At 61.5% G+C, this 14,189-nt stretch carries 12 protein-coding genes; 10 read left to right on the top strand and 2 right to left on the bottom strand.

The features are described 5' to 3' along the window. Positions 1-44 precede the first annotated feature (44 nt). The 10 genes from ADG881_RS12270 (at position 45) to rsd (ending at position 12,741) form a co-directional block, all read left to right on the top strand. On the top strand, positions 45-1,400 hold the full coding sequence (locus ADG881_RS12270; RefSeq protein ID WP_039926720.1) for an HlyD family secretion protein: 1,356 nt from the start codon (positions 45-47) through the stop codon (positions 1,398-1,400). Next, a complete protein-coding gene (locus ADG881_RS12265) occupies positions 1,393-5,004 on the top strand; it encodes an efflux RND transporter permease subunit (protein ID WP_007151507.1) in 3,612 nt (1,203 codons plus the stop codon). Before ADG881_RS12270 ends, ADG881_RS12265 begins: the two co-directional genes overlap by 8 nt. A 137-nt stretch (positions 5,005-5,141) precedes the next feature. Then, positions 5,142-5,504, top strand: a complete 363-nt coding sequence (locus tag ADG881_RS12260) for a PleD family two-component system response regulator (protein ID WP_007150289.1) — start codon at positions 5,142-5,144, stop codon at positions 5,502-5,504. Between the two features lie 182 nt (positions 5,505-5,686). Then, positions 5,687-8,062: a Tex family protein gene (locus ADG881_RS12255; RefSeq protein ID WP_007148410.1), complete on the top strand. Its 2,376-nt coding sequence runs from the start codon at positions 5,687-5,689 to the stop codon at positions 8,060-8,062. 104 nt (positions 8,063-8,166) lie between these two features. Further along, positions 8,167-9,729: a glutamate--cysteine ligase gene (gene gshA / locus ADG881_RS12250; RefSeq protein ID WP_007150972.1), complete on the top strand. Its 1,563-nt coding sequence runs from the start codon at positions 8,167-8,169 to the stop codon at positions 9,727-9,729. 254 nt (positions 9,730-9,983) lie between these two features. After that, on the top strand, positions 9,984-10,175 hold the full coding sequence (gene rmf / locus ADG881_RS12245; RefSeq protein ID WP_007150230.1) for a ribosome modulation factor: 192 nt from the start codon (positions 9,984-9,986) through the stop codon (positions 10,173-10,175). A gap of 176 nt (positions 10,176-10,351) precedes the next feature. After that, positions 10,352-10,855 (top strand): disulfide bond formation protein B, encoded by a 504-nt coding sequence (locus ADG881_RS12240; protein WP_007148921.1) that lies wholly within the window; start codon positions 10,352-10,354, stop codon positions 10,853-10,855. A gap of 7 nt (positions 10,856-10,862) precedes the next feature. Further along, complete coding sequence (locus ADG881_RS12235) at positions 10,863-11,246, top strand: CidA/LrgA family protein (RefSeq protein ID WP_007150322.1); 384 nt, start codon at positions 10,863-10,865, stop codon at positions 11,244-11,246. Then, on the top strand, positions 11,236-11,961 hold the full coding sequence (locus ADG881_RS12230) for an LrgB family protein (protein WP_007151085.1): 726 nt from the start codon (positions 11,236-11,238) through the stop codon (positions 11,959-11,961). Before ADG881_RS12235 ends, ADG881_RS12230 begins: the two co-directional genes overlap by 11 nt. Before the next feature lie 279 nt (positions 11,962-12,240). Beyond that, on the top strand, positions 12,241-12,741 hold the full coding sequence (rsd, locus tag ADG881_RS12225; RefSeq protein ID WP_007149591.1) for a sigma D regulator: 501 nt from the start codon (positions 12,241-12,243) through the stop codon (positions 12,739-12,741). 323 nt (positions 12,742-13,064) lie between these two features. On the opposite strand, the gene ADG881_RS12220 is transcribed toward rsd, so the two are convergent. Both ADG881_RS12220 and ADG881_RS12215 read right to left on the bottom strand, forming a co-directional pair. Beyond that, a complete protein-coding gene (locus tag ADG881_RS12220; protein ID WP_007148505.1) occupies positions 13,065-13,787 on the bottom strand; it encodes an FKBP-type peptidyl-prolyl cis-trans isomerase in 723 nt (240 codons plus the stop codon). A gap of 22 nt (positions 13,788-13,809) precedes the next feature. Beyond that, entirely contained in the window at positions 13,810-14,151 is a 342-nt protein-coding gene (locus ADG881_RS12215; RefSeq protein ID WP_007149274.1) for a DUF4124 domain-containing protein, read from the bottom strand. Positions 14,152-14,189: the final 38 nt, after the last annotated feature.

The raw sequence follows: 14,189 nt of genomic DNA, 5'->3' as shown, positions 1-14,189 counted from the left end.
GCTAGAGTATCTGGCTGAGAATCATTATCGATAAAGGACTTCCCTTGCGAGACCGCCTGAAACACATCCCCCCCGTGGCCCGCGTTATTCTGGGCACGGTGCTGGCGATCATCCTGCTTGCCACATTCAAACCGTCCGCGCCCACCCGAGACATCGTGGACAACCATGCCCGGGTGCGGTTCGTGCTGGCCGACCCGCAGGCACGCTCGCCGCAGATCCAACTGTTCGGCCGGGTGCAATCCCCCCGGGCGGCGGGCCTGACCGCCGTGGTCACCGCCAACGTGGACAGCATCCCGGTACGGGCCGGCAACCGGGTTAGCGAAGGCCAATTACTGATCCAGCTGGACGACACCGAAGCCGCCCTGGCCCGCGACCGCGCCAAAGCCACCCGCGACGAAGCCGCCGCCCAGCTGGAAACCACCCGCCTGCGCTACCAGAGCGACAAGAAAAACCTGGCGCTGGAAAAGAAACTGGCGCAGTTGTCCGCCGATAATCTGGAGCGTATCCAGTCCCTGCGTGAGCGCAAACTGGTGGCCCAGACCCAGCTGGACGAAGCCGAGCAAGCCCAGGCCCGGGCCGACCTGTCACTCAGCCAGCGGCAACTCAGTGTCAGTGATTTCCGTAACGAGCTGGCGCGCATGGAAGCCCGCCTGGCCAGCGCCGAGGCGCAGCTGGAACAAGCGAAGATCGACCTGGCTCGCACCACCGTGAACGCCCCATTCGACGGCACCATTACCCAGGTGAGCGTGGCCCCCGGCGAGCGGGTGCGTCCCGGCGAACCGCTGATCGACCTGTTTGCTGACACCGAACTGGAAGTACGCGCCCAGATTCCCGACCGTTATCTGCCTGCCGTACGCCAAGGCTTGATCGCCGGCGACCTGGCCGCCAGCACCCAGCTGGAAGGCCACACCCTGCCGCTGAAACTGAAACGGCTGGCCGGCGATGCCGCCGATGCCCGTGGCGGTATCGATGGCCTGTTCGCGTTCAGCCATGACAGCGTGAAAGGCGCGCCCACCGCGGCCCTGGGCCGCCCGCTGACTATCACCCTGACACTGCCCGCCCAGCCACAACTGCTGGCGCTGCCGGCCACCGCCCTGCATGGTCTCAACCGGCTCTATCGCATCGACGCCGAGGACCATTTGCAACGGGTTGACGCTCACATCGTCGGCGAAGCCATCGACGGCGACCAGTCCCTGCTACTATTGCGCGCCGACAGCCTGACCGGTGGTGAGCGCATCATGACCACCCAGCTGCCCCAGGCCATCGTCGGCCTGCCCGTGGACCCGCAACCGGTGCCCGGCAGCAACGCGGACACCGGCACTGAAACAGAGAGCAAAACGGAAAACGCCACCCCGGAAACAAACCCCCACGCGGATAACCAGGGCGGTGACAGTGAGTGAGTCGCGGGGCCTGATCGCCAGTTTTACCGAGCACAAGGTTGCCTCCAACCTGCTGATGATCCTGATGATCATGCTCGGGGTGTTGGGCCTGACCCGCCTGAACACCCAGCTGTTCCCGGATTTCGACTTCGAATACGTCACCGTCACCATCCCCTGGCGCGGCGCCAGCCCGGAAGACGTGCAGCGCTCCATCACCATTCCCGTCGAGCAGGCACTGAAAACCCTGCCCAACACCCGCAAGCTGATTGCCCGCTCCCAGCAGGGCGCCAGCGCCATCTTTATTGAACTGGAAGACGGCAGTGACCTGGGCCTGGCCCTGGATGAAGTGCGCCAGCGCATCGACTCGATCCGCAACCTGCCCCAGGACGCAGAGCGGCCAGTGATTCAGAAAATCACCCGCTATTCGCTGGTCACCTCGATTCTGGTATCCACGGAAAATGGCAGCCGGGAAGAGCTGCGCCCCCTGGTGCGGGAAATGGAGGATGAACTGCTGGCGCTGGGGGTCGGCAAAGTAGAGTTCATCGGCCTGCCGGAAGAGGAAATGGCCATTCAGGTGCCCAGCAGCACCCTGCATGATCTGGGCATGACCCTGGGACAGATCGGCGACAAGGTACGCAGCTTCAGCCAGGACACCCCCGCCGGCACCGTGGGGCGCGACGACGCCGCCAAGCAACTGCGGGCGCTGGGCCAGCGCCGTGACGAAAAGGCCTTTGCCGAGCTCCCCCTGATTACCACCGCCGACGGCCAGCAGCTAAGCCTGGGCGATGTGGCCATCATCGAACGGCGGGCACGGGATGACCAGGCCACGCTCACCTTCGAAGGCAAACCCGCCATCGAACTACAGGTGATGCGCGGCGAAGATGACGACATGCTCGACCTGGCCGAAAAGGTTCGTACCTGGGGAGGCGAATACGCACATTCGCTGCCCAATGGCGTCAAAATGACGTTCTATTTCGAGGCCTGGAAGCACGTACAAGAGCGTATTTCCACCCTGCTCTGGAATGGCATTTCCGGCCTGGTGCTGGTGATCCTGACCCTCTATTTTTTCCTCAATGCGCGAGTCGCCTGGTGGGTCACCGTGGGGATTCCGGTGTCCTTCATGGCCACCCTCGGCATCCTCTGGGCGTTTGGCGGCACCATCAACATGATCAGCCTGTTCGGCCTGATTCTGGCCCTGGGGCTGATCGTGGACGACGCCATCGTCGTGGGCGAAGACACCCTCACCCACCTGCAACAGGGCGAATCCGCCCAGCGTGCAGCCCTGGGCGGGGCCCGGCGCATGTTCTGGCCGGTGGTGGCATCATCCACCACCACCATCGCCGCCTTCCTGCCACTGGGAATGATGGGCGGCGCCATGGGCAAAATATCTTTCGATATCCCCTTCGTGATGATCTGCGTGATTCTCGCCTCACTGCTGGAATGCTTCCTGGTGATGCCCGGCCATCTGCACCACAGCTTCCGCGGCATCGAGGTCAAGGCCAGCGGCCTGCGCGAACGCATCGACATCGGCTTCAACCGCTTCCGGGATGAGCGCTTCCGGCCTTTGGTGGAATGGTCCATTAGCCACCGCAAGCTGGTGAGTGTCTCCGCCGTCTGCGCCTTCGTTATCGCCCTGTCGCTGGTGTCCACCGGCTGGCTCAAGTTCACCTTCTTCCCGCCGGTAGATGGTGACCAACTGCGCGCCGTGGCGGAATTCTCCTCCGGAACCGACAAGCAACAGGTGGACGACTTCCTCGCCGAGCTGGAACGCACTCTGGAAGAGACCAACGAGGAACTGGGCGGGCATCTGGTCCATACCATTATCAGCCATCACGGCGCCGCCGCCGGCTTCCCCAACATCGGCGGCCGCCAGGACAAGTTCGGTGATGAATACGGCACCCTGGTGGTCGAGGTCTACACCGGCTCGGACCGGGACATCTCCAACGACGAACTGATTGATGCCTGGCGCGAACGACTGGCCATGCCCGCGGGGCTGGATCAACTCACCATTTCCCAGGCCGAAGCCGGCCCCCCGGGCAAACCCATCGAGGTGAAACTCACCGGCAGTGACGCCGCTACCCTGAAAGCCGCCTCACTGGCGTTGCAGGAACGTCTTGAGCAGTTCACCGGCGTCAGCAACGTGGACGATGATCTTCCTTACGGCAAGGAACAGCTCACATTCGAGCTCACCGCTCAGGGTCGCGCCCTGGGGTTGACCCTCAGCGAAGTGGCCAGCCAGCTACGGGGCGCCTTCGACGGCAGTCTGGCGCAGCTCTACAACGAGGAAGACGAAGAAGTGGAAGTGCGGGTGATGCTGCCAGACAGCGAGCGCCGCCGCTTCAGCGCCCTCGAGCGCCTGCCCATCATCACCAATCAGGGCGAAGCCATTCCGCTACGCGACGTGGTCACGTTTGACGCCCGCAAGGGCGTGGACCTGCTGCGCCGGGTCGACGGCGAATTGGCCGCCACCGTGTACGCCGACCTGGATCCCGAACAGGGCAACGCCAACGAGATCATCGCCACCCTTAACGAAGGCATCCTGCCGGAACTGAAAAGCCGCTACGGCATCGGCGTGGGCTACGAGGGCAAACTCCAGGAACAGGCGGAAAACCTGCGGGATCTGGCCACCGGCGCCCTGCTCGGGCTGGCGATTATCTATATCGTGCTGGCCTGGGTATTCAGCTCCTACTCCTGGCCAATAGCGATCATGGTGGCGATATTCTTCGGCCTCACCGGCGCAGTGATCGGGCATATCTTCACGGCCCCGTTCGGCATCAAGTTCTCCATGTTCTCGGCCATGGGCCTGTTCGGCCTGTCCGGGATTATCGTCAACGACTCCATCGTGTTGGTGAGTTTCTATCAACAGCTGGTCGCCGAAGGCATGGAACGCTTCCAGGCAATCACCGAAGCCTGTGTGCGCCGCCTGCGTGCCGTGCTGCTGACCTCGATCACCACGGTAGCCGGCCTCACGCCGATCCTGTTCGAAAGCTCACTGCAGGCCCAGTTCCTCAAGCCCATGGCCGTGAGCCTGGTGTTCGGCCTGCTGTTCGGCACCGGGCTGATCCTGCTGGTAGTGCCCGCCATGCTGATGCTGATCGAGGAACAGCGCGACCGCTTCCATGGACTCGGCCGCAACCTGGCGCCGCACAACTGGGGCACACTGCTGCAGCGCGTCTGGCGCTTTGATCCCGTCCACCACCGCCAGCAACCCGGCCCTCAGGGCCTGGGCGGCAATCTGTGGTGGGCCATGCTGCTCGGCCCCTTCCTGCTACTAAACGTGTTAGGCAACCTGCCCCTGCTCAAGGCAGCCGCCAGTGAAGACGCCAGCCTGCTGCTGCTCGCCCCCGCCGGGCTACTCTGGCTGTTGATGCTGGGGCTGGGGCTGGCCTTTCTGTGGTGCCTGTTCCGCCGCCGGCAGCAGGCACTGGCCTTGGCACCGCGCTGGCTGCTGCTGACCGGGATCGGCAGCCTTGTCATTGCCGCGCTGGCACCGCTGGCCGGGCATCACGGCGACCTGCTGGCCAACAGTTTCTGGGCACTGGCCCGCTGGACGCTGGTCACCGCCCTGATTGTGTTGCCCATTCTGCTCTGGGGGCGGCGCAGCGCCCACACGTTTACCCGGTAAGCTGCCCCATTGCGGCACCCATGTGCCACAATTCGACAGCTTACCTTTTAAGCCGTCGCTGGTATGATTCGCGATTGGATCGAGACACATATAAAAATACAGCCGTCTGGGATCAATAGCGGCTTGAGGAGAGCAACATGGCCAAAATTCTTGTGGTGGACGATTCCCCGACCCAGCTGACCAATCTGGTTAAGATTGTCCAGGGTCAGGGCCATGATGTCGTCACCGCCACCAACGGCATGGAAGGGATAGAAAAAGCCCGTCAGGAACAGCCCGACCTGATCCTGATGGATGTGGTGATGCCGGAACTGAATGGCTTCCAGGCCACTCGCAAGATCACCCGCGACCCTGCCACAGAAAGCATTCCGGTGATTCTGGTCACCACCAAGGACCAGGAAACCGACAAGGTCTGGGGCGAACGCCAGGGCGCATTCGGCTATGTGGTGAAACCGCCGGTGGAATCGGAACTGGTCGCCAAGATCAATGAAGCGCTGGGCTGAGTCGTCGTCCGCGGCCTGTCGTGCGCGGTAACCGAACGTCCATGACCTGCGCCACAGCCACAGCCGCTTTTACAAGTCAATCTATCAACGACCGGATTCATTCCCTATGATTCCGGTCGTTTTGTATTTGAAGAACGCTTGCCGGCAATACGCTCGCAGGCCGCACGCCGTCAGGACATCTCATGCGTAGTATCGAACAGATTATTGCCGAAGAAATCGGTTGCCAGGAACGCCAGGTCAACGCCGCCGTCGCACTGCTCGACGAAGGCTCCACCGTCCCCTTTATCGCCCGTTACCGTAAAGAGGTAACTGGCGGTCTGGACGACACCCAGTTGCGTAACCTGGAAGAACGGCTGCGTTATCTGCGCGAGATGGAAGAGCGCCGTGAGGCCATCCTGAAAAGCATCACCGAACAGGAAAAGCTCACCCCGGAACTGGAAAAGGCGATCAAGGCTGCCGACACCAAGACCCGGCTGGAAGATCTCTACCTGCCCTACAAGCCCAAGCGTCGCACCCGCGCCCAGATTGCCCGCGAAGCCGGTCTGGAGCCGCTGGCAGACAGCCTGATGAATGATCCTACCCAGGAGCCGGAAGCACTGGCCGCCGGCTGCCTGAACGAGGAACACAAGATTGCCACCGCCAAGGACGCCCTGGACGGTGCCAAACAGATCCTCATGGAGCGCTTCGCCGAAGACGCCGAGCTGCTCACCCGCCTGCGCACCTTCCTCTGGGACAAGGGCCACATCCAGGCCAAAGTCGTCGACGGCAAGGAAAAAGACGGCGCCAAGTTCAGCGACTATTTCGACCACAGCGAAACCCTTAAAAGCATCCCCAGCCACCGCGCCCTCGCCCTGTTCCGGGGCCGCAATGAAGGCATCCTGCATGTCTCCATGGTGCTGCCGGAAGAGCTGGAGAATGCCCAGCCGCATCCCTGCGAAGCCATGGTCACCGCCGTGGCCGACTGGCAGCACGCCGGCCGCGCCGCCGATGACTGGCTCAAGGAAGTGATGCGCTGGACCTGGAAGATCAAGCTCAATACCCATCTGGAAACCGAGCTGCTCGGCCGGGTGCGGGAAATGGGTGAAGAGGAAGCCATTCAGGTGTTTGCCCGTAACCTGAAAAGCCTGCTGATGGCCTCCCCCGCCGGCCCCAAGTGCACCATGGGTCTGGATCCGGGTCTGCGTACCGGGGTGAAAGTGGTGGTCGTGGATGCCACCGGCAAGCTGCTGGAGCACACCACCGTGTTCCCGCACCAGCCGAAAAAGCAGTGGGACCAGTCCCTCAGCAAACTGGCTGCCCTGAGCAAACAGCATGGCGTGGAATTGATCGCCATCGGTAATGGCACCGCCAGCCGGGAAACCGACAAGCTGGCCGGCGAAGTGGTCAAGCTGCTCAAAGACCAGCCGATCCAGAAAATCATCGTTTCCGAAGCCGGCGCATCCGTGTATTCCGCCTCGGAACTGGCCGCCCGGGAATTCCCGGAACTCGACGTGTCCTTCCGTGGCGCCGTCTCCATTGCCCGCCGCCTGCAGGATCCGCTGGCCGAGCTGGTGAAGATCGATCCGAAAGCCATCGGCGTGGGCCAGTACCAGCACGACGTGAGCCAGGTAAAACTGTCCCGCTCGCTGGATACCGTGGTGGAAGACTGTGTGAACTCCGTGGGCGTGGACGTGAACACCGCCAGCGCCCCGCTGCTGGCCCGCATTGCCGGCCTTAACAGCACCATCGCCGGCAACATCGTTACCTTCCGGGAAAAGAATGGCGCCTTTGCCAGCCGCGCCAACCTGAAACTGGTGCCGCGTCTGGGCGACAAAACGTTTGAACAGGCCGCCGGCTTCCTGCGCATCATGAACGGCGAGAACCCGCTGGACAGTTCCTCAGTGCACCCGGAAGCCTACCCGGTGGTGGAAAAAATCGCCGGCAAGCATGGTCGCCCGTTGAAGGATCTGGTGGGTGATGTGCCCTTCCTGAAGAAGGTCAACGCCGCCGAATTCACCGACGACAACTTCGGCCTGCCCACCGTCACTGACATCCTCAGCGAGCTGGAAAAACCCGGCCGTGACCCGCGCCCGGAATTCAAGGCGGCGGCACTCAAGGAAGGAGTGGAAACCCTCAAGGATCTGAAACAAAGCATGATCCTGGAAGGCACCGTCACCAACGTGACCAACTTCGGCGCCTTCGTGGATATCGGCGTTCACCAGGATGGCCTGGTGCATGTCTCCGCGCTGGCCGACAAGTTCGTGGAAGACCCCCATCAGGTGGTCGCCCCCGGCGATATCGTCAAAGTGAAAGTGCTGGACGTGGATCTGGATCGCAAACGCATCAGCCTGACCATGCGCATGGACGACCAGCCCACCGAAAAAACCGGTGGCCAGCGCCCCACCAGCAACCGCGCCAATCAGGCCAATAAAGGCAATAACCAACGCCGCGGTGGCGGTGGTAACGGCGGCGGTCAACGCGCCGGTGGCCAGCCCCAGGGCGGCGGCGGCACCTTCGCCGACCTGTTTGCCAAGGCCAAGGAAGAGAAGCAAAAGAAGGACAGCAAGAAGCGCTCCTGAGCGGAGTGACTTCTCAGCGTCATTCTATTGCCCCATGATTGTCGGAATTCCGTCACACCCGCGGCCAGCCCCACACCCGGGCGGCCGCACGACAGGCCCCAACCATGAAGCATCTTGAACAGAGAATTCATGCCCTGCTGGATTCAGATGCCGCCGCCACCCTGGCTGGTATCCGTCGCGGCATCGAGAAAGAAAGCCTGCGCATCACCACCAATGGCACCCTTGCGCAAACCCCGCATCCCAAGGCGCTGGGCTCCGCACTGACGCACCCCTACATCACCACGGATTATTCCGAAGCGCTGCTGGAATTCATTACCCCACCCAGCACCGAGCTGCACAAGCCCATCGAGTTTCTCGAACAGCTCCACCGCTACGTGTACAGCCACATCGGTGATGAAGTGCTGTGGGTCAATTCCATGCCCTGCATGATCGGCAAGGACAGTGATGTACCCGTGGCGCAATACGGCAGCGCCAATGTGGGCCGCATGAAAACCGTCTACCGGGAAGGGCTTGGCCATCGTTACGGCCGCAAGATGCAAACCATCGCCGGGATTCATTACAACTTTTCCTACCCGGAAGAATTCTGGAAACTCAATCAGCAACTGGAAGGCGACAGCGCGCCGCTGCAGGATTACATTTCCCGTCGCTACTTCGACCTGACTCGCAATTTCCAGCGCTACTCCTGGTTGCTGGTGTACCTGTTCGGCGCCTCCCCGGCACTGTGTGCCTCTTTCCTGGCCGGCCGCGAGCACGATTTGCTGGAGCGTTTTGACCACTCCCTGTATCGCCCCCAGGCCACCAGCCTGCGCATGAGCGATCTGGGCTACCAGAACAATGCCCAGTCTTCCCTGGCGATCAGCTACAACAATCTGGATGAGTACGTCAGCACCCTCACCCATGCCATCAAGACGCCGGAACCGGCCTACGAGAAAATCGGCGTCAAGGTGGGAGACGACTACCGCCAGCTCAACACCAATATTCTGCAGATCGAGAACGAGTACTACTCGTCCATTCGGCCCAAGCGCACCATCAACCCGGGCGAGCGCCCCACCACGGCATTGCAGGAACGTGGCGTGGAATACATCGAAATCCGCGCGCTGGACCTCAACCCGTTCGAGCCGGTGGGCATCAACCAGCAGGAAATCCGTTTCCTGGACCTGTTCGCCACCTATTGCCTGCTGCGTGAATCGCCGCAACTGGAAAAATGCGACCTGCATGCCAGCAAGGAAAACCTGCGCAAGGTGGTCTACGACGGCCGCAACACCGCCACCCAGCTCTGCAACTGGGGCAAGTCGGTGAGCCTGAAAGACTGGGCCACGGAAAAGCTGGAACAGATGCAGCCCATTGCCGAACTGTTTGACCGCGCCCATGGCGGCACCAACTATGCCGAGGCACTGGCGCACCAGCAGGAAAAAGTGGATAACCCGGACACCACCCCGTCCGCGCGGATTCTGGCAACACTGGAAAGTCGCAATCAGGGCTTCTTCCAGTTCGCCATGGATCAGGCCCTGGCCCACCGCGACCACTTCCTGTCCCGCCAGCGCTGCGACGACACCAACCAGCGCCTGGAAGCACTGGCGGCAGACAGCCTGGCCGAACAGGCCGCCGGCGAAGCGGCCGATCAGCAATCCTTCGAGGATTACCTGGCCGATTACTTCCGCGACTGACCGGCAAACAGCCGGCAGCGGCTCCCTCCCCCGCGGGAACCGCTGCCGACCCCTTCACTCCCCAATGCTGCCCCTGACATGCACCGCCCGCCTCAACGTCACGTTGCACTGCGACACATTCCGTTGCATAGCCCACCGCTAACACTGCACACGGATCGCGCTTGCTGCATTTGCACAACAAAAATGCGGACTCGCACGCTATGCAAATAGCACCGTAGTGCTACTCTCAATGGAACGTGACAAGGAGCAAGGGCATGTCTCCAGACCGGGAGCAGTGCGAAAAAGCGTACAATCAGGGCTGCATGTGGGGGATGTCCGGCGGCGATAGCAACCGCTGCCCCTATACGGATGCCCCGCTGACGCAATGGTGGTTTGACGGTTGGCAAGCCGGCATCGACGCCTGGCACGACCGCAACCTGCAGCAGAAAAACGCCAAACAGGCCTGACGCGGATCCGCACAAGGAGCGGCCTCTCTCCTGCCTGGTGGGAGCAGTGCTGTCAGCACCGCTTCCTGTGCTTTCCACACCCGACACCGTACGTTAAGCATCCGCCCTCTTTCCCCCTTGCCGCCACCGGCGCTTTTGCCTACCCTTCGCCGGTCCCCGACGAAAAGAGCCGCCCCATGCCGTCCTTCATTCCTGCTCCACGCCCGCTGAACATCCTCGCGTTTCTTGCCTGTCTGGCCGCCATGGCCGGCGCCCTTTACCTGCAACACGTGGATGGACTGGAACCCTGCCCGCTGTGTATTTTCCAGCGCGTGGGCGTGATCGCCGCAGCCGTGATCCTGCTGATCGCCAGCCTGCACGGCCCGAAAGGCGTGGGCGTGCGCCTCTACGGCGCGCTGACCGCCCTGGCTGCCCTCGGTGGCGGCGCCGTGGCCGCGCGCCACATCTGGCTGCAGAACCTGCCGGCGGATCAGGTGCCCGCCTGCGGCCCCGGGCTGGACTACATGCTCGACGTATTTCCCCTGCAGAATGTGCTCCAGCAAGTGCTGGCCGGTTCCGGCGAGTGCGCCGAAATGGACTGGTCCTTTCTCGGCCTGAGCCTGCCCGCCTGGTCCATGGTGGTGTTTGCCGGCCTGCTGATCGTCGCCCTGATTCAGATGTTCCGCCCGTTGCCCCGCTGAGCCCGCCATGATCGATGGTCTGCTGATCCTGCTACTGTTCCAGTTTTTCGGTGAAGTGATTATTCGCCTCACCGGCATCCCTCTGCCCGCCTCCGTGGTCGGCATGGTGCTGTTGCTGCTGGCACTATTGCTGGAAGCCCCGTTCACACAGCGGGTGGCCCCGGCCGCCGGCGCCCTGATCAAGCACATCAGCCTGCTGATTTTCCCCCTCGGGGTCGGCATTGTGCTGCAATGGCACCGTTACGAAGAGTACGCCCTGGCACTGGGCGTGGCGGTGGTGCTGGGCACCCTGCTCAGCATGATCGTGGTCACCCTGATGCTGAAAAAGCTGCTGGGCGGCAAACACCAGGAAGCCACCGGAAGCCACCGTGGAGACGACCATGCCGGCTAACCTGGACAACCTTGCCGGGCTGGTGCACACGCCCCTGTTTGGCGTGCTGCTGACACTGGCCAGCTACCGTTTCGCTCTCTGGATCTACGGCCGCAGCAACAGCCTGCCCATTTTCCACCCGTTTCTGGTGGCCTCCATTCCGGTGATCATCGTGTTGCCGCTGGTGAATGTGGACTACGAGGAATACCGCGACCAGACACAGATCATTGCCTTTTTGCTGGGCCCGGCCACGGTTGCCCTGGCCTGGCCGTTATATCGGCAACTGCACACCGTGCGCAGCGTGCTTACCCCCATTGTGATCGCCACCATTCTCGGCGCCTTCATCTCAGCCGCCATCGCGGTGGGACTGGCCTGGTGGCTGGGTGCGCCCGCGGAAGTCGTAGGCTCCCTGGCGCCCAAATCCATCACCACGCCAATTGCCGTGGAAGTGGTGAAATCCACCGGCGGCTACGTGTCGCTGGCGGCCGGCGCCGTGGCCATCACCGGCATTGTCGGCGCGCTTTCCGCCGGCCCCATTTTCCGGCTGCTTAAAGTCACCGACCACCGGGTAAAAGGCTTTGCACTGGGGCTGGTGGCCCATGCCATCGGTACCGCCAGAGCCTTCGAATACGGCGAGAAAGCCGGCGCCTTTGCGGGCCTGGCGCTGGGTCTGTGTGGACTGGTCACCGCCATAGCACTGCCCTGGCTGTGGCCCTGGGTGGCGCAATATCTGTAAGAGCCGCAACAGGCTGCACGCTTCACGCCTGCCGTTACAAAGCACTAAAAGCCCCTGCCTTATGAAAAATCCGTCTTTATCAGCAAGTGGCTGACGCCACGCTGTTTTTTCCACTGTTTCTGCCCACTCCGCAAAAAGGTCACTTTCTGCCCATTGCGCCCTCGCCACGCTCCATCCTAGTCTCGATAGCCCTGCTGAAGAATCAGACGTCCGCTTGTACGGCACCGTTCGTACCCCCGGCCCAAGGCAGTCTCAGCCATTCACTAAGGAGGGAACACAATGGCGAGTTCCACATCTGCAGCACTGGCTCAATGGCAACGTATCGAAGCACTGGTTCAGGCCTGGCTGGATGAACGCCAACAGCTGATTGTGCTGCTGTGCACCATGCAGGGCCTGAAAGGCCTTTCTACCCCCCAACCGTACGACAACCCGCAACCCATGCACCGGCAGGTACAGCGATTCTGTCAGCTGCTGATGGACTACATCAGTGCCGGCTATTTCGAGGTATATCGGGAACTGGTTAACGAAGCCCGCCACTTCCACCGGGAGAACCCGGCACTGACCCGGCAGATTATGCAGAAGCTGGACAGCTCCACCGATGCCGCACTGGCCTTCAATGAAGACTTCGAACACCCCAACCAGTGCCTGGCCCAGCGCAAGGTGCTACCCCAGCGCATCAGTGCACTGATGGAAACCCTGGAAGAGCGCTTTGCCCTGGAAGACCAGCTGATTCTCAGCATTCATCAACAAGAACCGCCGCGGCAGCAGGCGACGCACTAAAGGCAGCGGCAAGCTACAAGCTGCAACACGAAGCAATGCATGGCGTGCAACAGCAGCCGCCGTGCTCCGCGCTTCAAGGTTAAACGTAGGAGCGCCGCTCTCTGTGCTCTGCGAGTATGAGGCGCGAACCGGCTTGGCAGAAAAGCGAGTCACGAGGAGCGAGTTTCGAAAGGCAAAATCCGTGAGTGGGGTTTTGGTTTTCGAAACTCACTTCTCACAACTCGCATCTGGGTCGTTGCTCCGCTGCGGCCTTGCAGAAATGCTCACAAACCAAAAAGGGCGCCCGAAGGCGCCCTTTTTGTTGAAGCATAAGACGACGGGATTTATTCCTCGTCGGCGCTTGCCTCATCACCACTGCCTTTCACATCCAGCAGCTCAATTTCAAAAATCAGCACCTGGTTCGGGCCGATGTCGCCACCCGCGCCTTGCTCACCGTAGGCCAGTGACGGCGGCAGAACGATTTTCCACTTGTCGCCTTCCTTCATCATCGGCAGCGCTTCCTGCCAGCCCGGAATGATCTGCTGCAGGCCGAAGGTAGCAGGCTGCTCACGCTCTACAGAGCTGTCGAACACAGTGCCGTCGGGCAGGGTGCCGTGGTAGTGCACTTCCACGGTGTCGTTCAGGGTCGGAGACGCCGCCCCTTCTTCACCGGAGGCCAGCACTTCGTACTGCATGCCGCTGTCGGTAACGGTCACGCCGTCACGTTCAGCATTGTCCGCCAGGAATTTTTCGCTGGCTTCCAGGTTCTTGCCGGCTTCTTCCTCAACCTTCTTCTGCTGAGCAGCCATCATGCGACCCTGAAAATCACGAATCAGCTGATCCAGATCTTCATCACCCAGGCGGGATTCGCCCTTCTCGTCGAAGCCATCACGCAGGCCTGCAACCATGGCATCCAGGTCCAGGTTTTCCAGGCTGCGCATCTGTTCGGCACTGCGGAAACCCAAAGCGTAGGACGCTTTCTGGTCGTCCGTTTTCACTTCTGCGTTTTCCTGACCACACGCTGCCAGCAAGACAGTTCCTGCCAGCACGATTCCCAATTTCTTCATTCTGCCTCCAATTGGCTTACTGTTATTGTTTCTGTTGTGTCTCTTCAAGCCCCTTACCACCGCGCATCTCTTCCGCGCTGATGGTGTCCGGAGCCTTTACCGTAATGGGTTCCGCCGACACACCCGGCGGCGGAATCTGGCCATACTGCCAGTTTCCATCGGGGTCACGCCAGCGATACAGCTCCGTGTCTCCCTTTTTTTCCAGCCAGGGAGACAGGCTCCCATCGAACAATTTTTCCGGCTGTTGCCAGTTCTGTTCCACATGCTGCCAGTCCAACAGTGGCTTACCGCCACCCAGCGGCACGATAAACAATGCCGCCAGCACTGCCAGCAGCAGCACCACAATAATGAGCAAGAAACGCATAATGCCGGATTCCCCTGTATTGAGCCTCTTCACGGGAT

Origin of the sequence: Alcanivorax sp. DG881 (assembly GCF_000155615.1) — a bacterium.
Classification (GTDB): Bacteria; Pseudomonadota; Gammaproteobacteria; order Pseudomonadales; family Alcanivoracaceae; genus Alcanivorax.
The sequence above is the reverse complement of the archived record's forward strand: the minus strand, read 5'-3'. Positions and strand labels throughout refer to the sequence as shown.

Bases quoted from the DNA above. Each gene is read 5' to 3' on its own strand.
- rsd (WP_007149591.1), top strand. From the start codon at position 12,241: ATGGCGAGTTCCACATCTGCAGCACTGGCTCAATGGCAACGTATCGAA.
- ADG881_RS12230 (WP_007151085.1), top strand. From the start codon at position 11,236: ATGCCGGCTAACCTGGACAACCTTGCCGGGCTGGTGCACACGCCCCTG.
- ADG881_RS12215 (WP_007149274.1), bottom strand. From the start codon at position 14,151: ATGCGTTTCTTGCTCATTATTGTGGTGCTGCTGCTGGCAGTGCTGGCG.
- ADG881_RS12220 (WP_007148505.1), bottom strand. From the start codon at position 13,787: ATGAAGAAATTGGGAATCGTGCTGGCAGGAACTGTCTTGCTGGCAGCG.
- ADG881_RS12255 (WP_007148410.1), top strand. From the start codon at position 5,687: ATGCGTAGTATCGAACAGATTATTGCCGAAGAAATCGGTTGCCAGGAA.
- gshA (WP_007150972.1), top strand. From the start codon at position 8,167: ATGAAGCATCTTGAACAGAGAATTCATGCCCTGCTGGATTCAGATGCC.
- ADG881_RS12260 (WP_007150289.1), top strand. From the start codon at position 5,142: ATGGCCAAAATTCTTGTGGTGGACGATTCCCCGACCCAGCTGACCAAT.
- ADG881_RS12235 (WP_007150322.1), top strand. From the start codon at position 10,863: ATGATCGATGGTCTGCTGATCCTGCTACTGTTCCAGTTTTTCGGTGAA.
- ADG881_RS12240 (WP_007148921.1), top strand. From the start codon at position 10,352: ATGCCGTCCTTCATTCCTGCTCCACGCCCGCTGAACATCCTCGCGTTT.
- rmf (WP_007150230.1), top strand. From the start codon at position 9,984: ATGTCTCCAGACCGGGAGCAGTGCGAAAAAGCGTACAATCAGGGCTGC.